The organism is Xanthomonas sp. AC360, from assembly GCF_979258225.1.
This window is the reverse complement of record NZ_OZ409846.1, coordinates 2,486,749-2,506,900: the sequence shown is the minus strand read 5'-3', so window position 1 is coordinate 2,506,900 and position 20,152 is coordinate 2,486,749. Positions and strand designations below refer to the sequence as shown.

21 protein-coding genes and 1 other RNA gene are annotated in these 20,152 nt (G+C 64.7%); 9 read left to right on the top strand and 13 right to left on the bottom strand.

Annotated features, from left to right (window positions below; genetic code table 11):
• Positions 1 to 16: 16 nt before the first annotated feature.
• Complete coding sequence (locus tag ACZZ0O_RS10690) at positions 17 to 1,027, top strand: symmetrical bis(5'-nucleosyl)-tetraphosphatase (RefSeq protein ID WP_463590758.1); 1,011 nt, start codon at positions 17 to 19, stop codon at positions 1,025 to 1,027.
• Between the two features lie 190 nt (positions 1,028 to 1,217).
• Here the strand turns inward: ACZZ0O_RS10690 and ACZZ0O_RS10685 are convergent, their stop codons facing one another.
• From ACZZ0O_RS10685 to ACZZ0O_RS10645, 9 genes are all read right to left on the bottom strand, one after another.
• On the bottom strand, positions 1,218 to 1,712 hold the full coding sequence (locus tag ACZZ0O_RS10685; RefSeq protein ID WP_463592439.1) for a dihydrofolate reductase: 495 nt from the start codon (positions 1,710 to 1,712) through the stop codon (positions 1,218 to 1,220).
• A 2-nt stretch (positions 1,713 to 1,714) separates the two neighbouring features.
• Positions 1,715 to 2,263: a hypothetical protein gene (locus ACZZ0O_RS10680; RefSeq protein ID WP_463590757.1), complete on the bottom strand. Its 549-nt coding sequence runs from the start codon at positions 2,261 to 2,263 to the stop codon at positions 1,715 to 1,717.
• A 25-nt stretch (positions 2,264 to 2,288) separates the two neighbouring features.
• Positions 2,289 to 3,083 (bottom strand): thymidylate synthase, encoded by a 795-nt coding sequence (locus tag ACZZ0O_RS10675; protein ID WP_115558879.1) that lies wholly within the window; start codon positions 3,081 to 3,083, stop codon positions 2,289 to 2,291.
• Positions 3,080 to 3,970, bottom strand: a complete 891-nt coding sequence (gene lgt / locus ACZZ0O_RS10670; RefSeq protein WP_055851103.1) for a prolipoprotein diacylglyceryl transferase — start codon at positions 3,968 to 3,970, stop codon at positions 3,080 to 3,082. Before lgt ends, ACZZ0O_RS10675 begins: the two co-directional genes overlap by 4 nt.
• A gap of 54 nt (positions 3,971 to 4,024) precedes the next feature.
• Positions 4,025 to 4,516: a TPM domain-containing protein gene (locus ACZZ0O_RS10665; protein WP_463590756.1), complete on the bottom strand. Its 492-nt coding sequence runs from the start codon at positions 4,514 to 4,516 to the stop codon at positions 4,025 to 4,027.
• The gene (locus ACZZ0O_RS10660) at positions 4,516 to 5,409 is read right to left on the bottom strand and encodes a TPM domain-containing protein (protein ID WP_463590755.1); all 894 of its coding nucleotides are present in this window, start codon (positions 5,407 to 5,409) and stop codon (positions 4,516 to 4,518) included. The genes ACZZ0O_RS10665 and ACZZ0O_RS10660 overlap by 1 nt, the downstream gene beginning before the upstream one ends.
• A 51-nt stretch (positions 5,410 to 5,460) precedes the next feature.
• Positions 5,461 to 5,537, bottom strand: a non-coding RNA gene (locus tag ACZZ0O_RS10655) — sX9 sRNA.
• 329 nt (positions 5,538 to 5,866) lie between these two features.
• A complete protein-coding gene (locus tag ACZZ0O_RS10650; RefSeq protein WP_463590754.1) occupies positions 5,867 to 6,496 on the bottom strand; it encodes a LemA family protein in 630 nt (209 codons plus the stop codon).
• 449 nt (positions 6,497 to 6,945) lie between these two features.
• The gene (locus tag ACZZ0O_RS10645) at positions 6,946 to 7,326 is read right to left on the bottom strand and encodes a diacylglycerol kinase (RefSeq protein ID WP_055851088.1); all 381 of its coding nucleotides are present in this window, start codon (positions 7,324 to 7,326) and stop codon (positions 6,946 to 6,948) included.
• 183 nt (positions 7,327 to 7,509) lie between these two features.
• Between ACZZ0O_RS10645 and ACZZ0O_RS10640 the strand changes: the two genes are divergently transcribed.
• A complete protein-coding gene (locus ACZZ0O_RS10640; protein WP_463590753.1) occupies positions 7,510 to 8,220 on the top strand; it encodes an SGNH/GDSL hydrolase family protein in 711 nt (236 codons plus the stop codon).
• Positions 8,221 to 8,301: 81 nt separating this feature from the next.
• Here the strand turns inward: ACZZ0O_RS10640 and ACZZ0O_RS10635 are convergent, their stop codons facing one another.
• From ACZZ0O_RS10635 to ACZZ0O_RS10625, 3 genes are all read right to left on the bottom strand, one after another.
• Positions 8,302 to 9,573 carry a sensor histidine kinase gene (locus ACZZ0O_RS10635; protein WP_115553068.1) on the bottom strand — a complete coding sequence of 424 codons (1,272 nt, stop codon included), beginning with the start codon at positions 9,571 to 9,573 and terminating at the stop codon, positions 8,302 to 8,304.
• Between the two features lie 142 nt (positions 9,574 to 9,715).
• Complete coding sequence (locus ACZZ0O_RS10630) at positions 9,716 to 10,429, bottom strand: response regulator transcription factor (RefSeq protein ID WP_002811889.1); 714 nt, start codon at positions 10,427 to 10,429, stop codon at positions 9,716 to 9,718.
• 91 nt (positions 10,430 to 10,520) lie between these two features.
• Positions 10,521 to 11,189 carry an arylesterase gene (locus ACZZ0O_RS10625; protein ID WP_323515199.1) on the bottom strand — a complete coding sequence of 223 codons (669 nt, stop codon included), beginning with the start codon at positions 11,187 to 11,189 and terminating at the stop codon, positions 10,521 to 10,523.
• A gap of 109 nt (positions 11,190 to 11,298) precedes the next feature.
• Here ACZZ0O_RS10625 and ACZZ0O_RS10620 point away from each other — a divergent pair, with 109 nt between their 5' ends.
• From ACZZ0O_RS10620 to ACZZ0O_RS10590, 7 genes are all read left to right on the top strand, one after another.
• The gene (locus ACZZ0O_RS10620; protein ID WP_463590752.1) at positions 11,299 to 11,898 is read left to right on the top strand and encodes an ABC transporter ATP-binding protein; all 600 of its coding nucleotides are present in this window, start codon (positions 11,299 to 11,301) and stop codon (positions 11,896 to 11,898) included.
• A complete protein-coding gene (locus ACZZ0O_RS10615) occupies positions 11,895 to 14,378 on the top strand; it encodes an ABC transporter permease (protein WP_463590751.1) in 2,484 nt (827 codons plus the stop codon). Before ACZZ0O_RS10620 ends, ACZZ0O_RS10615 begins: the two co-directional genes overlap by 4 nt.
• A gap of 250 nt (positions 14,379 to 14,628) precedes the next feature.
• Positions 14,629 to 15,546: a TauD/TfdA dioxygenase family protein gene (locus ACZZ0O_RS10610; protein ID WP_463590750.1), complete on the top strand. Its 918-nt coding sequence runs from the start codon at positions 14,629 to 14,631 to the stop codon at positions 15,544 to 15,546.
• 43 nt (positions 15,547 to 15,589) lie between these two features.
• On the top strand, positions 15,590 to 16,636 hold the full coding sequence (locus ACZZ0O_RS10605) for an ABC transporter substrate-binding protein (protein WP_115527133.1): 1,047 nt from the start codon (positions 15,590 to 15,592) through the stop codon (positions 16,634 to 16,636).
• A gap of 3 nt (positions 16,637 to 16,639) precedes the next feature.
• Entirely contained in the window at positions 16,640 to 17,473 is an 834-nt protein-coding gene (locus tag ACZZ0O_RS10600) for an ABC transporter ATP-binding protein (protein ID WP_115553064.1), read from the top strand.
• Complete coding sequence (locus ACZZ0O_RS10595) at positions 17,470 to 18,354, top strand: ABC transporter permease (RefSeq protein WP_115553063.1); 885 nt, start codon at positions 17,470 to 17,472, stop codon at positions 18,352 to 18,354. The genes ACZZ0O_RS10600 and ACZZ0O_RS10595 overlap by 4 nt, the downstream gene beginning before the upstream one ends.
• 175 nt (positions 18,355 to 18,529) lie before the next feature.
• Entirely contained in the window at positions 18,530 to 18,883 is a 354-nt protein-coding gene (locus ACZZ0O_RS10590; protein ID WP_055851451.1) for a DMT family protein, read from the top strand.
• 323 nt (positions 18,884 to 19,206) lie between these two features.
• On the opposite strand, the gene ACZZ0O_RS10585 is transcribed toward ACZZ0O_RS10590, so the two are convergent.
• Positions 19,207 to 20,136 carry a DUF6607 family protein gene (locus ACZZ0O_RS10585; RefSeq protein WP_463590749.1) on the bottom strand — a complete coding sequence of 310 codons (930 nt, stop codon included), beginning with the start codon at positions 20,134 to 20,136 and terminating at the stop codon, positions 19,207 to 19,209.
• Between the last annotated feature and the right edge of the window lie 16 nt (positions 20,137 to 20,152).

The following is a 20,152-nucleotide window of genomic DNA, read 5'->3' as shown; positions in this document are numbered from 1 at the left end:
TGATGGAGCGCACGCGATGAGCGTCTGGGCAATTGGCGACCTGCAAGGGTGCTACGACATTACCCAGCGGTTGCTGGAAAAGATCAATTTCGACCCCGCACAGGACACGCTGTGGTTCTGCGGCGATCTGGTCAACCGCGGCGGGCAATCGCTGGAAACGCTGCGGCTGGTGCATTCGCTGCGCGCGCACAGCGTGGTGGTGCTGGGCAATCACGATCTGTCGCTGCTGGCGATCGGTGCGCGCTCGGAGGAAGAGCAGCGCAAGGTCAATCCGGATCTGCAGCGCGTCGTGCTGGCCGAGGACCGCGACGTGCTGCTGGACTGGCTGCGTCTGCAGAAGCTGGCCCACGTGGACCGCGAGCTGGGCTGGATGATGGTCCACGCCGGGCTGGCGCCGAAGTGGACCACGCAGCTGGCCGAAAAGCATGCGCGCGAAGTCGAACAGCAGCTGCAAGGCGGCGGCTATCGCAAGCTGTTGCGCAACATGTACGGCGATCAGCCGGGATGGTCGCCGGGCCTGAGCGGGTACGACCGCAGCCGCGCGATCATCAACCTGTTCACGCGCATGCGCTATTGCACCCCGCGCGGTCGAATCGCGACCGACGACAAGGGCACGCCGGGCACGCAGGCACAAGGACTCTACCCGTGGTTCGAGGTGCCGGGCCGGGTCGAGCGCGATCTGAAGATCGTGTGCGGGCATTGGTCCGCGCTGGGATTGACGATTACCCAGGGCGTGCATGCCATCGATACCGGTGCGGTGTGGGGCGGCAAGCTCACCGCCCTGCAACTGGATACCGACGAATTGCGCGTGGTGCAGGTGCCGGGGCGCGAAGTCACTGCCCCGACCACACCTGCCGCGAATGCTCCACGGCGTCCACGCGAAGGTCAGGGCCGCCCGCGCGGGCGTGGCCGCGGTCGTGGCAATGGTGGCGGCAATGGCGGTGGCGGCAACAACGCGGGAAATGCGGGTAGCGGCACGGCTGCACCGGCCAAGCCACAGCCACAGGGTGGCGTCGTTCCCGAGTAAGAGCGACTCACCAACCGGCTGCGCCCCCATGCGGGCGCAGCCGGTGCTCGGACCGGCATGTGCCACGCGTACGCTGCCCTCCGGTGCGCCATCCACGGTCACCGGGCAGCCGCTCGCTAGGTTTTTCTTTAGCGGCGCGCTTAGTTGTATGGAATCGGGCGCGCTGATCGCGCGCTGCGTCCTTGCCGGCTCAGCGACGCAGGTAATCCACAAAGGAAAACGCAAACGCATGGCGGTCATCGGCCGCGTGCATCTGGCGATGCGCTGGCACCCATACCGCCGGATCGATCGGTGGAAAGTGCGTATCGGCCCCATCCACCGCGGTGTCGACCTCGGTCACCGCCAGCACGTCGGCACGCGCCATCGTCAGGCGATATACCTCGCCGCCGCCGATCACGCATAACTCCTGCGCGCCCTCCTGCTCGGCACGTTCGATCGCCTGATCGACCGACGCCACCGCCTGCATGCCCTCGAACGGCACCTGCCCCGAGCGCGTCAGCACCAGGTTCAAACGCCCCGGCAATGCGCGCCCGAGCGATTGCGCTGTCTTGCGCCCCATCAGGATCGGCTTGCCCATCGTCAACGCCTTGAAGCGCTTGAGATCGTCCGGCAATTTCCACGGCAGATCGTTATCGCGCCCAATGGCGTTGTTGCGGTCCAGCGCCACGACGAGCGAAAGCTTCAACATCACTGGACCTTCTTGTTTTCAGCCATAGAACCGCACAGGAGTTTGATCCCGGAGATGGCATCCAGCACGTCCTGCTGCAGTGGCGCTGCGCCCGGCCTGTCGAATTTGATCCAGGCAAACGAGGTACCCAAGGGCACCAGCCACTGCGTCAGCCGCGTGCCATCGGCACGCGAGGCATCGGTGCGGTAAGTCTGCTGCGCATCGAGTTCGACCCACTCGGCCTTTTCACGTTTCAGATTCTTGTCCAACTGAAACGTCACGGCGGCCAATCGCTCCATGCCCTTGGCAGAATTCAGTTGACCGATTGCCGGTGGGCAACTCATTTCAATCGTGACCGGCACGATCGCACCGGGCTGCACGTTGGTCAGCGTGATGATCGCGCTGGCGTCGACATTCGGATGCGTCGGATTGGACGGCACGACCGTCGCAGTCACACCATCGGGCAACTGCAGGCGACCGGCCGGACCACGCATGGTTTCGGCGAACGCCACTGCATTCGTCGACGCCAGCCCGATCAAGCCGATGAAAACCAGCAAACGCCTCTGCATACGCTCCTCCTTGATGACGTGATTACTAGACCGCCACCGGCGCCTTGATCGCCGGATGCGGGTCGTAGCCTTCGATCGCGATGTCCTCGAAGCGGAACGCGAACAGGTCGGTGACCTCGGGATTCAGGCGCAAGGTCGGCAATGCGCGCGGGGTACGCGTCAGTTGCTCGCGCGCCTGTTCGAAGTGATTCGAATACAGATGCGCATCGCCCAGCGTGTGCACGAAATCGCCCACGCCCAGGCCGGTGGCCTGCGCCACCAGATGGGTCAGCAGCGCGTAACTGGCAATATTGAACGGCACGCCCAGAAAGATGTCGCCACTGCGCTGGTAGAGCTGGCAACTGAGTTTGCCGTCGACCACATAGAACTGGAACAGGCTGTGGCATGGCATCAATGCCATCTGCGGCAGCTCGCCGACGTTCCAGGCGCTGATCACCAGCCGGCGCGAATCCGGGTTACGTTTGATCTCATCGACCAGCCACTGCATCTGGTCGATCTCGACGCCGTCCGGGCCGGTCCAGCGCCGCCACTGCTTGCCGTACACCGGGCCAAGGTCGCCATTGTCGTCGGCCCATTCGTCCCAGATGCGCACCTGGTTGTCTTTCAGATACCCGATGTTGGTATCGCCCTGCAAAAACCACAGCAGCTCGTGGATGATCGAGCGCAGATGCAGCTTCTTGGTGGTGACCAGCGGAAAGCCGGCAGTGAGATCGAAGCGCATCTGCCAGCCGAACACGCTGCGCGTGCCGGTACCGGTGCGGTCAGACTTTTCGGCGCCGTGTTCCAGCACATGCTGCAGCAGATCCAGATACGGCTTCACTTCGCCGCCTCCACCGTTACGGCGGTCGGCACCACCGGCTGCAACACCGGCGCGCGGCGCGACATCGCCAGCAAGACCAGGCCCACCGCGATCAACGGCAAGCTCAGAATCTGGCCCATCGTCAGCCAGTTGAAGGCCAGATAGCCGATCGGCGCATCCGGCACACGCACGAATTCCACGATGAAGCGGAACACGCCATACAGCAGCGCAAACAGCCCCGACACCGCATAGCGCGCGCGCGGCTTCATCGAGAACGCCCACAACACGACAAACATCACCACGCCTTCCAACGCGGCTTCATACAGCTGCGACGGGTGACGCGCGAACCGATCCAATGCGCCGGCGGCGTACTGCGCGTGAATCTGCGCTGGTGCGATATCGGCCAGTTCCGGCGCATGCGGGAAGATCACGCCCCAGCCGGCCTGCGTGAACTTGCCCCACAACTCGCCGCCGACAAAATTGCCGAGCCTCCCGAAACCAAGGCCCAACGGCACCAACGGCGCGACAAAATCCATCACGTCGAAGAAGTGCAGGCGATGCTTGCGCGCCCACAGCCAGCAGGCGATCAACACGCCCAGCAGCCCACCGTGGAAGCTCATGCCGCCTTCCCACACCTTGAACAGGATCAGCGGATTGGCCAGAAAGGTCTCGAACGCATAAAACAGCATGTAGCCGATGCGCCCGCCCAGCACCACGCCGAGCATGCCGTAGAACAACAGGTCGGAAAAACCGTCCATGTCCACGCCGGGCAGACGGCCGCGCAGGATGCGCGAGCGGCCCAGCGCCCAGGCCGAGAAGAAAGCGGCCAGATACATCAAGCCGTACCAGTGCACCTGCACCGGGCCAAGCGAGAAGGCGATGGGGTCGATGGCGTGCAGATAGATCATGCGGACCGCGTATCACAAAAAAGCGAGGCGTCTATTCTGACACCTCGCACGCCTTCAGCCTAAGAGCTGGGGCCGATCGGGCAGCTCGTCTTCATGCTGCATTTCCGCGCCGCGCGGGAAATGCTCGACCAGCAGCTCGGTCACCGCTTCGATCCCCGCCAGGACGGCCACCTCGTACTGGCGCTCGCGCAGGAACTGCTGCATGCGCCGGCACACTTCCTCCCACTGCGCCTCCGGCACCTGGCTGCGCAAGCCGCGGTCGGCAACCACTTCGATGGCGTGGTCGGCCAGCAACAGATAGATCAGCACTCCGTTATTGGCTTCGGTGTCCCAGGTGCGCAGCTGCGCGAACGCCTGATCGGCGCGCTGGCGAGCGGTGTGTGCGCTCCACAGCGCCCCGAGCGGCAGGTCCGCTTCGACCGCCACCATGATCTGGCCGGTGTGGCTGCGCTCGCTGGCGGCCACCGCCGCCGTGATCGCATCCATGCAACTGGTCGGAAACCTGCGTTGCGCCGACGGCGCAAAAAGATGCTTGAGCCACCGCATTACCAGCTCCCCGAGGCGCCACCGCCTCCCGATGATCCACCGCCGCCGCCCCAGCCGCCACCGCCAAAACCACCACGGCCACCGCCCCCGAATCCTCCGAATCCACCACCGCCCCAGCCACCGCCGCCGACAAAGCGCCCCGGCGAGCCGGAGACCAGGCCCGCCAACAGACCGATGACAGCTGCACCGGCGCTGGCGAACAGCAACGAGGTAAACAGCAAGGCGGCACCCCCGGCCGCGACGCCGGTCAGTACGGCGCGCAGCGGACGCGGCAGGGCGCCGAGGATGCCGCGCGCCACCATCGCGACCACAAAGCCGATAAACAGCGCCATGATCCAGCCGCCCCCACCTGCCCCATTGCCGCCACCATCGGCGTGCCCGCTGACCGGTTCCGGGAGAGCTTCTCCTTCAATCAGGCCCGCCAGCGTCGCGGTCGCATCGCGGATACCGCCGCCGTAGTCGCCCTCGCGGAACCTCGGCGCCAGATACTCCTGGATGATCCGGTTGGCCACGATGTCGGGGATGGCGCCTTCCAGGCCATAACCGGGCTGGATGCGCACGCGGCGATCGTCCTTGGCCACCAGCAGCAGCACGCCATCGTCCACGCCCTTGCGCCCGATCTTCCATTGATCGAACACGCGCTGGGTGTATTGCTCGATCGTCTCCGGCTGGGTGGTCGCAACGATCAGGATCTGCAGCTGCGCGCCCTTGCGTTGCTGCAATGCCAGCGCCTGCTGCTCAAGTTGCTGGAGCTGAGCCGCATCCAAGGTGCCGGTGACATCGACCACCGGCGAGCGCAGTGGAGGGATGTCTGCAGGATCCTGCGCCAGCACCGAGGCGGGCAGCAGCAGTAGCGCCATGATCCAAAACACCCACATGTGCGTTTTCCGCATTACCAACTCCTTGATAATTACTAACAGTGAATCAGCACTGACACTTAGCGTGGCTCACACAACGTAGAGAGCAGTCGTCAGGTGGATATGGACGGCACGCTCAGAACCGGAGTGTACGAGTGGCACATGCCGCACCAAGCACCGGCCGCGCCCGCCTGGTGGTGAGCACAGTCGTTGTGTTGGCTGCTCTTGGCTTTCCCTTCTCCCTGCGGAGAAGGTGCCCCGAAGGGGGGAAAATGGAGGAACGAGCGAAGCTACGTGCAGTGTCGTTACACGACGGATTCGTCCCGTACCCTCACCCCACCCCTCTCCCGAGGAGAGAGGGGCTTGATGCCGCGCATTTGAACGTTGGTTGATCACGCAGGCGATAGGTTGCTTGCCATCGCACACGTAGCGATTGCCTCGACATGCCGTGCAGCACACCGCGCAGTAGTTGAGACTGCGCAGGTGCATGTATCTACTGTGCCGGCTGCGGCTGTGGCGGTTGTTGCTGAGGCGCTTGCTGATTGCCGAAGTCCACCTGCGGCGCGCGCGAAATCTGCGCTTCGTTCTCCACGCTGAAATTCGGCTTGGGCTGGTAGCCGAAGATCTTGGCGGTGATCACCTGCGGAAACGAGCGGATATAGGTGTTGTAGTCCTGCACGGTCTGGATATAACGGCCACGGGCCACGGTGATGCGATTCTCGGTACCTTCCAGCTGCACCTGCAGATCGCGGAACGACTGGTCGGACTTGAGCTGTGGGTAGTTTTCGCTGACCACCAGCAACCGCGACAGCGCACTGCCCAGTTCGCCCTGCGCCTGCTGAAAACTCTTGAGCGAGGCTTCATCGTCGGCATTGACCTGAATCTGCCCAACGCGTGCGCGCGCATTGGTGACTTCGGTCAGCACCTGACGCTCCTGCTGCGCATAGCCCTGCACGGTGCGTACCAGGTTGGGAATCAGGTCGGCACGGCGCTGGTACTGGTTGAGGACTTCCGACCAACCGGCTTTGACGCCCTCTTCCTTTTGCTGGATCGCGTTGTACCCGCACCCCGACAGCGAGGCGGTCAGGAGCAGCAATACCAGGGCACGCATCAGGACAGACATGCAGGCGATTCCGTTGAAAGAGAGCCGCAGCATGCCACGCGCCAAGTCAAACTCGCATGCACATGCGCCTGCCAGGCGTGCGAGGGGTAGTGCGCCCCGAAACGATCGGCAGTCTGTGATGAGCAACGACGTCGATCTGCGGTCCATGGCGACGGTGCTCGCACCCTGAGGCGAGCCGGCCGACGCGTGGTGCCGCACATTGACAGGCCATGCGTGCCGCGCGAACTCACGCCCCGATCCACCCTGAGTGCACCAAACGCAAGGTGCGAATGTCGTGTGTTGGAGCAACACGTGGCGCACGCATGGTCGAGCAAGACGTGCCCATCCCTGCCGAGCACAGCAGCGCGCGGCTGCCGACGCAGGATCGCCAGGCGGTGGTGCGTCTGCGCGTCTGCGTGATTGATCAGGATGTGGCGTGCGACCCGATGCCCGTCAAGATCGCACCCGTTTCAAAACACCCGCGGCAGCAGAATCAACCCCCAGCACAACAGCACATTGATCAGCAGCAGAAACACCGCTGCCGACCCCATGTCCTTGGCGCGGCCGGCGAGCACGTGGTGCTCGGGGCCATAGCGTTCGATCACCGCTTCGATGGCCGAATTCAACAGCTCGGCGGCCAACACGATCAACAACGGCGCGATCAGCGCGATGCGTTCCAGCGGCGACTGGCCGAGCCAGATGCCCAACGGCGCCATCACCACGGCCAGGCAGACTTCCAGCCGGAATGAGGATTCATGCAGCCAGGCTGCACGTAAGCCCTGCCACGACCAGATCGCAGCCTTGAGCATGCGGCGCGGTCCGCGCGGCACGTGTCCCAATTGATCGGCCATGCGTCAGTGCTTCCTGCCGCGAGGGCACATCAGAGGACAAGAAGAACGCATGGCATGATCGCTGCTGGGGAAAGTGCGAATCTTGCACCGTGACGCCGCGCATCGCCAGCCACGGCCCGGTTTGCCCTCAGCTTGCAGACTGCTGCACCATGGGCAGCCCGCTCTCTCACTGCAGGTTTCCGTATGACTCGACGCGTCTTGCGCACACTGCTGTGCACCCTCGCACTGCTGTCCAGCCAGGCCATCGCGCAGGCCCATCAGGCCCCACACGCCGCGCCTACGGTGCCCGCGCAGGTGTCCAATGCGGCCTGGGAAGACGATATGCAGCGCTTTGCCGCCAACGATGCGCGCCAGCCGCCGCCCAAGCATGGCATCGTGTTTGTCGGTAGTTCGTCGATCCGCTTCTGGGACACGCTGGCGCAGGATTTCCCCGGCAAACCGGTGATCAATCGCGGCTTCGGCGGCTCGGAGGTGCGCGACAGCACCTGGTACGCCGACCGCATCGTGATTCCGTATGCGCCACGCCAGGTGCTGCTGTATGCCGGCGATAACGATCTCAACAGCGGCCGCACGCCCGAGCAGGTCCGCGATGACGTGGTGGCGTTCGTTGCGCGCATTCGGCGCGACCTGCCCGATACGCGCATCAGTTATCTGTCGATCAAACCCAGTCCCTCGCGTGCGCAGTTGCTGCCATCGGTCATCGCCGCCAATCGACTGATCAAGAACGCACTTGCGCCGCTGCCGCGCGTGGATTTTGTGGATGTCTATACGCCCATGCTCGATGCCAATGGCAAGCCGCGCCCTGCGCTGTTTCGCGAGGACATGCTGCACATGACCGCAGACGGCTATGCCCTCTGGCGCAAGGCCGTGGCGCCGGTGTTGGAGCAAAAATAAGGATCAGCGAAGCGATCTGGTGGAACAGCTCATGCCGACGCTATCGAACGGCGACAACGCGCCTGGCAAGCACCAACCGACCTACGCCACCACTACCGCCACCGAGGTCCCTAGACCTGCCTCGCTGTGCAGCTCGATCCGCCAACCGAAGCGGTCGCAAAGACGCCGTACGATCGACAAGCCCAGACCGGTGCCCTGCGGGCGCGTAGGGTCGGCACGAAAGAACGGCTCGAACGCGCGCGCGCGCGCCTCTTCGCTCATGCCGATGCCGGTATCGCGCACCACAATGCGGTCCTGGCTGACTTCCACTTCGATGCTACCGGTGTCTGTGTAGGCGCAGGCGTTGCGCAGCAGATTGCTGAGCACCACCCGCATCACCCGCGGCGGCGCGAACATCTGCAGGCTGCCGTCGCCGATCATCCGCAGCGATACCGGCTTGTCGCCGAGTAACTCGCGGGCGCTTTCGACTTCTTCGCCCGCCAGTTCGGCCGCATCGAAGGTCTCGCTTTGCGGATCGATCTCCGCTTCGCGCGCCAGGATCAGGAACGCGTCGATCACCGCTTCCATGTCGCGGCCGGCACGCTGGATGCGGCGCAGGCTGCGCTGGGTGCGTTGCGACAGCTCGTCGTCGGCCAGCGCCATGTCGCTGGCCACACGAATCACCGTCAACGGCGTGCGCAATTCATGACTGGCATCGCGGGTGAAGTTGCGCTCGCGCGCGACATGGTCGCTGACCTTTTGCCCGAGCGTGTGCAAGGCCGCAGCCAATTGCCGCGTTTCGCCCTGCAGTTCCGCAGGCAGCCGCTCGGGTGCCAGTTCGTCTACATCGGGGTTGCGTGGATCCCACTGCGAAACGCGCCGCGCCAGCCAGCTGATCGGCGACACCAGGCGCTTGGAAACCCGGTACGTAAACCAGGACACCCCGTAGATTCCCAACAGCACCACGATCGCCGGCACCACGCCAAACCACAGCGTCAGGTGGGCCGCGCGCGCGCGCGGAAACACCAGATACAACCGGCCTTCGGGGCGTTGATCGACATACACCAGCGCATCGGCTGCGGCCACTTCGCTAAAGCCGGGCGACAACCGCTGCAGCACGCGCGGCGCGGTGTCGCGGCCGGTACCGGCCGGCGAGAAATACCCTTGAATATTGCGCGTATCCGGCGGCGGATGATCCGGCGCGCTGCGCTGCATGCGCCAGAAGTGCACTGCCTCATCGGCGAGCACGGTGCGCACCAGGCTGTACTTGATCACGAAGGAAATCAGATACCCGCCCAGCACAATCGCCAAGCTCGCCAGCGCGACCTGCAGCAGGAAGGCGAGACGTATTTTTCGCGGGAGCCCGTGTGGCATTGCTGCATCCAGGGGAGAGCGCCGGATTATAGGCAACGCTTCCGTGAGTCCGTCGTGCAGCCAAACGGCAGCACGGGAGAACGAGCGGCGCGTGTGCGCCTACAGGAGCGGCCGGCCGCCAGTCGGCAGCCGGCCGGCGACATCAGGCCATCGGTTGGGCGATGTCGGCAATGCGATAGCCGGCGCTCTGCACGGTATGCAGCAGCGGGCGGTCGAACGGCTTGTCGATGATCTTGCGCAGGTTGTACAGATGGCTGCGCAGGGTGTCCGAATCCGGCAACCCATTGCCCCAGATCTCGCGCTCGATTTCCTGGCGGGTCACCACGCGCGGCGATTCGCGCATCAGGATGGTGAGCAGGCGCAGACCGATCGGCGAGAGCTGCAGCTCGGTGCCGGCACGAGTGGCGCGCATGCTCACCGGGTCGAGCACCAGGTCGGCGACCTTGAGCACTTCCGAGCCCACCTGACGACGCTCGCGGCGGATCAGCGCACGCAGGCGCGCTTCCAGTTCCTGAATCGCGAACGGCTTTGTCAGGTAATCGTCGGCGCCAAAACCCAGGCCGGTGAGCTTGTCGTCCAGCGTGTCGCGGGCGGTCAGCATCAGCACCGGAGTGGACTTGCGTGCGTCGTTACGCAGACGGCGGCACACTTCGATCCCGTCCAGGCGTGGCAGCATGAGGTCCAGCACGACCACGTCGTAGCTGTTCTCGGCGGCCAGACGGTAACCGTCCAGTCCGTCCTGCGCATAGTCGACCTCGAAGCCACGGCCTTCCAGGTACTCGCCGATCATTTCGGAGATATTGCGGTTGTCTTCGACGACCAGCACGAGGCCGGACGTTTCCTTGGTCTGACGCATGGACTTTCCTCGGTCTTCAGCTTTGTGAAACATGCCGGATCGGCGGTGGAAAGCATGTGAAGACCAAATAACGTTACATGACGCGCCTAGTTCAGCGCGCCAGCAGCGGGCGCAGCGCAGGCCACACCGTTTCCAGCACCTTGGGCTGCGCCGCCGCGGTCGGATGCAGGCCGTCGGCCTGCATCAAGCCGGGCTGTAATGCGACCTTCTCCAGGAAGAACGGCACCAACGCGGTTTTGTATTGTTTAGACAGGTCGGCGTAAGTGGCTTTCAGGCGCTCGCGGTAGGCCGGTCCGTAGTTCGGCGGCACATCGATGCCCAGCAACAGTACCTTGGCGCCGGCCTGCTGGCTGAGCTGGATCATCTTTTCCAGGTTGCCCTTGAGCTGGGCCGGGGTCAGCCCGCGCAGGGCATCGTTGCCACCCAATTCGATCACCACGACGCCGGGGTGGTGCTTTTGCAGCAGGCCAGGCAACCGGGTCAGCGCGCCCGATGTGGTCTCGCCGCTGATGCTGGCATTGACGACCGGCGGTGGCGTCGCCATGTCACGTTTCAGGCGTTGGTCCAGCAAGGTGACCCAGCCGGACTGCACCGGGATGTTGTGCGCAGCGCTGAGGCTGTCGCCGACCACCAGGATCGGTGCGGTCGCAGCCGGACTTTTGGCAGAGGCAATTCCCGGCGCAAGCAGGGACAGTGTCAGCAGCCACAGGGCCAGCGCGCCATATCGCAGTGTTCTTTCACGCATTCGGAGATTCCTCATCGACAGTCTGGCCCCCCGCTCCAGCACCCGCACCGCCATCGACGTCCGCGAGGTCGGCAAATCCGTCAGTGGACCGGAGGGAACACTCCACATCCTCGACAACGTCAGCTTGACGGTCAGTGAAGGCGACAGCATCGCCATCGTTGGGGCGTCCGGTTCGGGCAAGACCACCATGCTCGGCCTGCTCGCCGGGCTGGACCTGCCCACCCGCGGCAGCATTGCGCTGTCTGGCCAGGACCTGGGCCAGCTCGACGAAGAAGCGCGCGCGGCCTTGCGCGCCCGCGAGGTCGGCTTTGTGTTCCAGAGCTTTCATCTATTGCCGGCGCTCACCGCCGAAGAAAACATCGCGCTGCCGCTGGAACTGGCCGGGCGCGAAGATCCGGCGCGGGTGCGTGAGGTGCTGGAGGCAGTCGGCCTGAGCGCACGTGCGCGGCATTACCCGCGCCAGCTGTCCGGCGGCGAGCAACAGCGTGTGGCGCTGGCGCGCGCGTTCGTGGCCAAGCCGCGCATCCTGTTTGCCGACGAGCCTACCGGTAGCCTGGACCAAACCACCGGCGCGCAGATCAGCGACCTGTTGTTCGCGCTCAACGCCACCAGCGACACCACCCTGGTGCTGGTGACCCACGACATGACCCTGGCGCAGCGCTGCCATCACATCTACCGCATCGACAGCGGCCGCCTGCACGCACAGACCGGTCCGACCGCATGAACGTACTGCGGCAGGCCGCACGTGCGGTACGACGGGAATTCCTGGCAGGCGACCTGCTGACCGTGTTCGCCGCGTTGGTGCTGGGCGTGGCGGTGATGACTGCGGTGGGGACCCTGGTGGACCGGGTGACCCTGGCGCTGACCTCCAGCGCGGCCGAAGTGCTGGGCGGCGATCTGGGTGTCACCGGACGCCAGGAGATCCCGGCCAACTTCACCGACGAGGCGCAGCGACGTGGGCTGCAAAGCACGCGCATGGTCAGCTTCCCGAGCGTGTTGTTTCATGGCGAGGCCAGCCAGATGGCCAACATCCGCGGCGTGGGGCCCGGCTATCCGCTGCGCGGTCAGTTGCTGGTCTCCAAAGGCAGTAGCGACCCGGAAGGCAGCCCTGCCACCGCACCGCCGCCGGGCCAGGCCTATGCCGATCCGCGCCTGCTGGAAGCCCTCGGCCTGCACGTAGGCGAACAGCTGGAGTTCGGCGCCGGCCATCTGACCATTACCGGCGTGCTGCGCGCCGAGCCGGATGCCTCCGGCGAATTGATGCAGCTGTCGCCACCGCTGCTGGTCAACCGCACCGACATCGAGGGCGCCGGCCTGCTGGGCCCGGGCAGTCGCGCCTCATACCGGTTGATGTTTGCCGGTGCGCCGAACGCGATCGCCGACCTGCGCGCGTGGCTCAAGCCCCGCGCCAGCGAGTACCGCCTGGTCGGCATCGAAGACACCCAGCGCGGCATGCGCGCCGCGTTCGATCGCGCCGGGCGTTTCCTGGCCTTGTCGGCGTTGCTGGCGGTGTTGCTGTCCGGCGTGGCCACCGCACTGGCGGCCAACCGCTTTGCGATGCGCCGCATCGACACCGTGGCAGTGCTGCGCTGCCTGGGCGCAAAACAGCGCGACATCCTGGCGATGCTGTCGCTGCAATTGCTGTTGACCGCCATCCCGGCCTGCCTGGTCGGCATTGGCTTAGGCATGCTGGCGCAGGAAGGCCTGGTGCAGGCGCTGGGCAGCCTGATCCCGAACCGGCTGCCGCTGCCGCAGGCCACCCCTGCGCTGGCGGGTGCAGGCATCGGCCTGGTGCTGCTGCTGGGCTTCGGCCTGCCGCCGCTACTGCGGCTGCGTAACGTGCCGCCGATGCGCGTGCTCAACCGCAGCTTTGCCGCGGTGCCGCCGAGTTCGTTGCTGGTGTATGCGGCCGCGTTGGCCGCCACGCTGGCGCTCACCGTGTACGCCACCGGCAACCTGGTGCTGGCCGGCTGGGTATTGGGCGGCCTGGCCGCGCTGGCGGTGGTGGCGATGCTGCTGGGGCTGGGATTGCTGACGTTGTTACGGCCGATCCAGCACCGCCTGCGCGGGGCCTGGAAGCTGGGCCTGGCCTCGCTGACGCGCCGACGCGGGTTGAGCGTGGTGCAGTTGGTCGGCCTGTCGCTGTCGCTGTGCGCACTGTTGCTGCTGGCGGTGGTCGGCCCGGGCCTGCTTGGCCAATGGCGCGACCGCTTGCCTGCGGATACACCCAACTATTTCCTGATGAACATCCAGCCCGAGCAGACCGAGCCGGTACTGCAGACCTTGCGCGGCCTGGGCGTGGACAACGCGGCGGTGGAGCCGTTTTCCACCGGGCGGCTGATCGCGATCAACGACAAGCCGCCGGTGCGCGGCGACCGCGACCCGCAGGACGATGGCGACGGCGACAACCGCCCGGTCAATTTTTCCTGGCGGCATGCGTTTCCGCCGGCCAACACTTTGCTGCAAGGCAAATTCTGGAGCGCCGACAGCACACAGGCCGAGGCATCGGTGGAAGAAGGCTGGGCACAGCGCTATCAGCTCAAGCTCGGCGACCGCATCACCTTGTTGCTGGGCGAACAGCAGCGTAGCTTCACCGTCACCAGCATCCGCAAGGCCGATTGGGATTCGTTCCGGGTCAACTTCTTCCTGCTGCTCAACCAGGGCGCGGTGGGCGATGCGCCGTACAACCTGATTTCTGCCTTTCATCTGCCACCCGGCAATGCACCCAAGCTGGCATCGCTGAGCCGCGACTACCCCAATATTTCGGTCTTGGATATCGACGCGATTCTCGGCCGCGTGCGCGAGGTGATCGACCAGGTGGCGCAAGCCGTGCAACTGGTGATGGGCTTCAGCCTGCTGGCGGGTGTGCTGGTACTGCTGGCCGCGTTGCAAGCCACGGCAGGCGAGCGCCGCTACGACAGCGCGGTGCTGCGTACCTTGGGCGCACGCCGCGGGCAGCTGCGTGGCGCGGTGTTGGTGGAATTCGGCGCATTGGGGCTGCTGGCCGCGGGCCTGGCAGTGACGGCCGCCGCCGTCATCGGCGCGGTGGTCGGGCAGCAGGCATTCGACATCGCACTTGCGCCGGATTGGCCGCGGTTGCTGCTGGGCGGCGCATTCGGGCTGGCGTTGAGCCTGTTGGCGGGCTGGTCGGGCACCCGGCGCATTTTGTCCACACCACCTGCGTTGGCGCTGCGCACGGAGTAAGGCCGGCCATAGACGCGGCCGAGTGTCTGGCCAATGGCCGCGTGCTGCGACGCGAGATACGCTGCATGACCCACTGTCATGCAGCGTTGTTTCTTGGGCAGCGATCGGCAGCGCCTGTGTCGCAACGCATATACCTGCAGCGCATAAGCACCTTGCCAATCGTACGTTCGCAGCGGCGGCACGACTGCCTAGAGTGACCAGTCCGGTCGCCGTTCGGGCGGCCTTTAGCTGTCGTCGAGGTGCCACCGTCATGGCCAGCGTGAGTTCTGCAGCGCGCGTGCAATCGCCGCGCAACGATGCCGCCGCCGTGCAGACGTCCGGCGTGCGAATCGTGCCATTCGACGCGCCTCTGGGTGCGGAAGTCATCGGGCTGGATCTGTCGCAGCCGCTGGATGCCGCCACCTTTGCGCGCATCCATCAGGCACATCTGGACCATCACGTGCTGGTGTTCCGCGATCAACGCATCACGCCTGCGCAGCAGGTGGATTTCAGCCGTCGTTTCGGGCCGTTGCAGATCCATGTGCTGCACAACTTCCAGCTGCGCGGGCATCCGGAAGTACTGGTGGTGTCCAACATCAAGGAGAACGGCGAGCCGATCGGGCTGGGCGATGCCGGGCATTACTGGCACTCGGATCTGTCCTACAAGGAAACGCCCAGCCTGGGCTCGCTGCTGCATGCGCAGGAACTGCCCAGCGACGGCGGCGACACACTGTTCGCCAATCAGCATCTGGCCTGGCAAACGCTGCCCGAGCCGCTCAAGCGCCGCGTGCAGGACCTGCGTGCCGAACATAGTTATCTCGCCAAGTACGAAGCGCTACGCGCGCGCAACCCGTGGCGCCCGGCATTGACCCCCGAACAGATTGCCGAAGTCAAACCGGTGCAGCACCCCATCGTGCGCACGCATCCGGAAACCGGGCAAAAAGCGCTGTTCGTCAGCGAGCACTTCACCACCCGTGTCGTCGGCTTGCCCGACGACGAAAGTGCTGCGTTGCTGCAGACATTGTTCGAACACAGTACCCGCGATGCATTGGTGTACCGGCATCGATGGCAGGCGCACGACATGGTGTTCTGGGACAACCGCTCGGTGATGCATTTGGCCGCCGGCACGCCCGACCACCTGCGCCGCCGGCTCAACCGCACCACCATCGAAGGCGACGCGCCGTTCTGAGCGTGCGCCTGTCCTCTCCTCCCCCTTTCGACTGGAGCGCCGCATGCGTTTGACCGTCACTTCTCACGCACCTTCGCAGCGCCGCACAGTCTCAAGGCGCGTCGCGGTGTTGCTGCTGGCAGCACTGCCGTTGCTGCTGAGCGCCACCGCGCAGGCAGAAGGAAAGCTACGCATCGCCAAACAGTTCGGCATCGTCTATCTCCTACTTGATGTGGCACAGGACCAGAAACTGATCGAGCAGCAAGGCAAGGCAGCTGGCGTGGACATCGATGTGCAGTTCCTGCAGTTGTCCGGCGGGGCGGCGGTCAACGATGCCTTGCTCACCGGTTCGATCGATATTGCAGGCGCAGGCGTCGGGCCGTTGTTCACCATCTGGGACCGCACGCGTGGTCGGCAGAATGTGCGTGGCGTGGCCTCGCTGGGCAATTTTCCGTATTACCTGATCAGCAATAACCCGCGCATCAAGAGCATCGGCGACTTCACGCCGCAGGACCGTATTGCGGTGCCCGCCACCGGCGTGTCGGTGCAATCGCGGTTTCTGCAACATGCCTCGCAACAACGCTGGGGCGACAAGGGCACCCATCAGCTGGATCCACTGCAGGTGGCATTGCCGCACCCGGATGCCGCCGCAGCGATCATCCGTGGCCGCACCGAAATCACCGCGCATTTCGCCAGCCCGCCGTTTCAGGAACAGGAACTGGCGCGCAACCCGGCCGCGCATATCGTGACCAGCTCCTATGACATCGAAGGCGGCCCGTCGTCGGCCACGGTGTTGTACGCCACCGAAAAATTCCGCCGCGACAATCCCAAGACCTATCGCGCCTTTGTCGCCGCACTGGATCAGGCGGCGAAATTCGTCACCGCGCATCCGGAACAGGCGGCAGATATCTTCCTGCGTCGTAACGGTTCGAGCATCGACCGTGCATTGGTCTTGCAGATTCTCAAGGACCCCAAGGTGCAGTTCACCGTGGCGCCGCAGAACACGCTGAAACTGGGCAAGTTCATGCAGCACAGCGGGGCGATCAAGCAGGCGCCTGCCAAGGTGGGCGATTACTTCTTCGATGATCCGCTGATTGCAGGCGGGAGCTGAGCGATGAGCACACCGTTGCTGCAAGTCGATCATGTCAGCCTGGAATACGCGTCCGCGCAGCGCGTGGTGCGCGCGACGCATCGGGTGCGCTTTGATGTGCATGAAGCCGATCGTTTTGTGCTGCTTGGGCCGTCGGGATGCGGCAAGTCCACCTTGCTCAAGGCGGTGGCCGGCTTCGTCAGTCCGCGCGAAGGACAGATCCGTCTGGACGGGCGTGCAGTGACCGGACCGGGGCCGGATCGAGTGGTGGTGTTCCAGGAGTTCGATCAACTGGCACCGTGGAAGACCGTGCGCGAGAACGTGATCTTCGGCCTGCGCGCAGCGCGCAAGCTCAGTCGCGCCGAAGCGCGCGAGCGTGCCGACGAAAGTCTGTCGCAGGTCGGGTTGAGTGCGTTTGCCGAGGCCTACCCGCACACCTTGTCCGGTGGCATGAAGCAACGCGTTGCCATTGCACGTGCACTGGCGATGCGTCCGCGTGTGCTGTTGATGGACGAGCCGTTCGCTGCGCTTGACGCGCTGACGCGCTCGCGCATGCAGGAGCAGGTGCTGGAACTGTGGGAGCAATTGCGCTTCACCCTGTTGTTTGTCACCCACTCCATCGAAGAAGCGCTGGTGGTCGGCAACCGTGTGTTGCTGCTGTCGCCGCATCCCGGTCAGGTACGCGCCGAACTCAACGCGCACGCATTTGGCCCGCACAGCGCCGGCAGCGTGGCGTTTCAACAGACCGCGCAACGCATTCACCGCTTGCTGTTCGACCTGCCCGACGCCACGCTCGACAACGACAAGGTGGCGCCTTTGCGTCGCCCGGCCATGCGTCAACGCGAGGCGCTGCCATGAGCCGCAGTCCTGCCGCCAGGCTGCCGCGGCTCCCGCCGGTGCGCGCCGAGTACGAGCTGGCCGTCCAGCCGCTGGACCCCGCGCTGATTGCCACGGCGGCGCCCGCGCGCTGGCAGGCGCCGCCATGGCTGCGCAAGGCGCTGGTGCTGGCGGTGCTGGTAGCGGTGTGGGAAATCGCCGCGCGCGTGGTCGGCGACGATCTGATGTTGCCCAGCGCATGGCAGACCGCACGCGCGTTTTTTGAGGGGTTGCTGTCGGGCGAATTGCTGCGCCGCGTAGGTGCGTCGCTAAAGGTGCTGGCGCAGGGCTATGTGCTCGGCGTGGTGCTGGCCTTCGTGCTCACCGCCCTGGCCGCCTCCACGCGCTGGGGCCGCGATGTGCTAGGCACGCTGACGGCGATGTTCAACCCGCTGCCAGCCATCGCGCTGCTGCCGCTGGCCTTGCTGTGGTTCGGGCTGGGCACCGGTAGCCTGGTGTTCGTGCTGGTGCATTCGGTGCTGTGGCCGCTGGCGCTGACCACCTACGCCGGCTTCCAGGCGGTGCCTGAGACCCTGCGCATGGCCGGCCGCAACTATGGCTTGCGTGGTCCACGCTATGTGGCGCAGTTGCTGATCCCGGCCGCGCTGCCGGCGATCCTGTCCGGCCTGAAGATCGGTTGGGCGTTCGCCTGGCGCACCCTGATCGCAGCGGAGCTGGTGTTCGGCGCCACCTCCGGCCAGGGCGGCCTGGGCTGGTACATCTTCCAGAACCGCAACGAGCTGTACACCGACAAGGTGTTCGCCGGCCTGGCCATGGTGATCGTACTGGGCCTACTGGTGGAAGGCGTAGTGTTCCAGGCCATCGAACGGCTCACCGTGCGACGCTGGGGTATGCAGCGCTAGCAGGGTGAGCGTGGGAGCCGCGACGTAAGGGGAGTCGTTTTGCATGGTCCTGCTGCAGACCAGCATTTCGCACAGGCTTCCGACCGCCTTAGTCTGCGCCCGGCGCATCGAAACGGTCGCGTGCGCTTAACGGCGCTGGCTTATGCTGCCGGCCCCTTTCCTGCCGTCCGCCGTCATGCCCACGACCGCCTTCACTGCGTACCTGTACCCAATCCTGCTGCTGCTCGCCAGCAACGTGTTCATGACCTTCGCCTGGTACGGGCATCTGAAGTACAAAAGCACGCCGCTGATGATCGCGATCCTGGTCAGCTGGGGTATCGCATTTTTCGAATACTGCCTGCAGGTCCCGGGTAACCGCATGGGCAGCGCGGTGTATTCAGCGCCGCAGCTCAAGGGCATGCAGGAAGTGATCACGTTGCTGGTATTCGCCGGCTTCTCGACCTTCTACCTGGGCCAGTCGCTGAAGTGGAATCATTGGGCCGCGTTCGGGCTGATCCTGGTAGCGGCGTTTTTGATGTTCAAGGAATAACGTCTGCCTTGCCCGTAGGAGCGCACCTAGGCGCGACGGGCATTACCAGGAAAGCCGCGTCGCGCCCGGGTGCGCTCCTACGACGTTCTCGTGCGTCATTCATCAATTCGACACGAGGTGATCAGGTTGTTGGTGTTTGCCAGCTTCTCGACCTTACGTCGTTGAAGTGGAATCACTGGGCCGCGTTCGGCCTGATCCTGGTAGCGGCGTTTTTGATGTTCAAGGAATAACGTCTGCCTTGCCCGTAGGAGCGCACCTGGGTGCGATGGGCATTACCAGGAAAGCCGCGTCGCGCCCGGGTGCGCTCCTACGATAGCCGGTGGTTAATTCGCGGGTTCTACCCACTGCGCGAAGACCGCGTCGAGTTGCGCGTCCTTGACCGGCTTGCCCTTCTGCACGGTGTCGGCCTGTTCGAACATCGGCATGATCATCGCCATGCCATCGGGTTTGGTTTTCAGATGCAGGCCCGGTGGCGTGTCCAGGAATGCGGCCCAGCGCGTGCGCACCTTGGCCCAGTAGCCTTGCGTGCCCTTCCAGTAGGCGTAGGCCGGAGCAAAATCGACCTCGCTGGTCTTGCGGTAATCATTGAAGCCGAACTCACGTGCGATGGCCTGCTGGCTTCCATCGGGCTTGCGCAGCACCTTGGTGTTGAACTGTTCGTGCGTCCAGCCGTTAGGCGTGAGCGTGTGGCGATTGATCACCGACAGCGCGTTGTAGTCGCTGCGCTTGGTGTATTCGCGGCGCGGCAACGGGCGCCAGCTCAGGTCGCTGGTCCAGGTCGGGTGGCCATCGGCGTAGTCCCAGCGTCCGGTGCCGCAATAACGCGGCGCATCGCTCACCTCGAACACGCATTGCGTCCATGCACCTGCAGTCGTCGTCGCCGGCACTGCGCGCACCCGCCAGGTCTGGTCGGAGCTGAATTCAAAACGCTGCGGCGCTTGGTAGACCCAATCCTGCCGCCAGTGCTTGGTCACATGCTTGGTCTTTTCATCCACCAGCAAATGTTGCAACACGATCTTGTGTGGCGTGTCTTCCACCACGATCACCACTTCGTTGGCAGCGCTGCGCATCGCCGATGCGCGCTCGTAACCGGGCTTGAGCAACACGGTTTCGTCGAAGGCGAAATCCACCGCGTATTCGCCCTGCATCGCCAAAATGCTCTGGCGATCGCGTTCGGGCTCTGCGGCCGCAGTGGCGACCACCGGTAACAGGCTCAGCATCACTGCAGGAAAATACGGGAACAATCGGCTCATCGGAATTCTCGGTCGT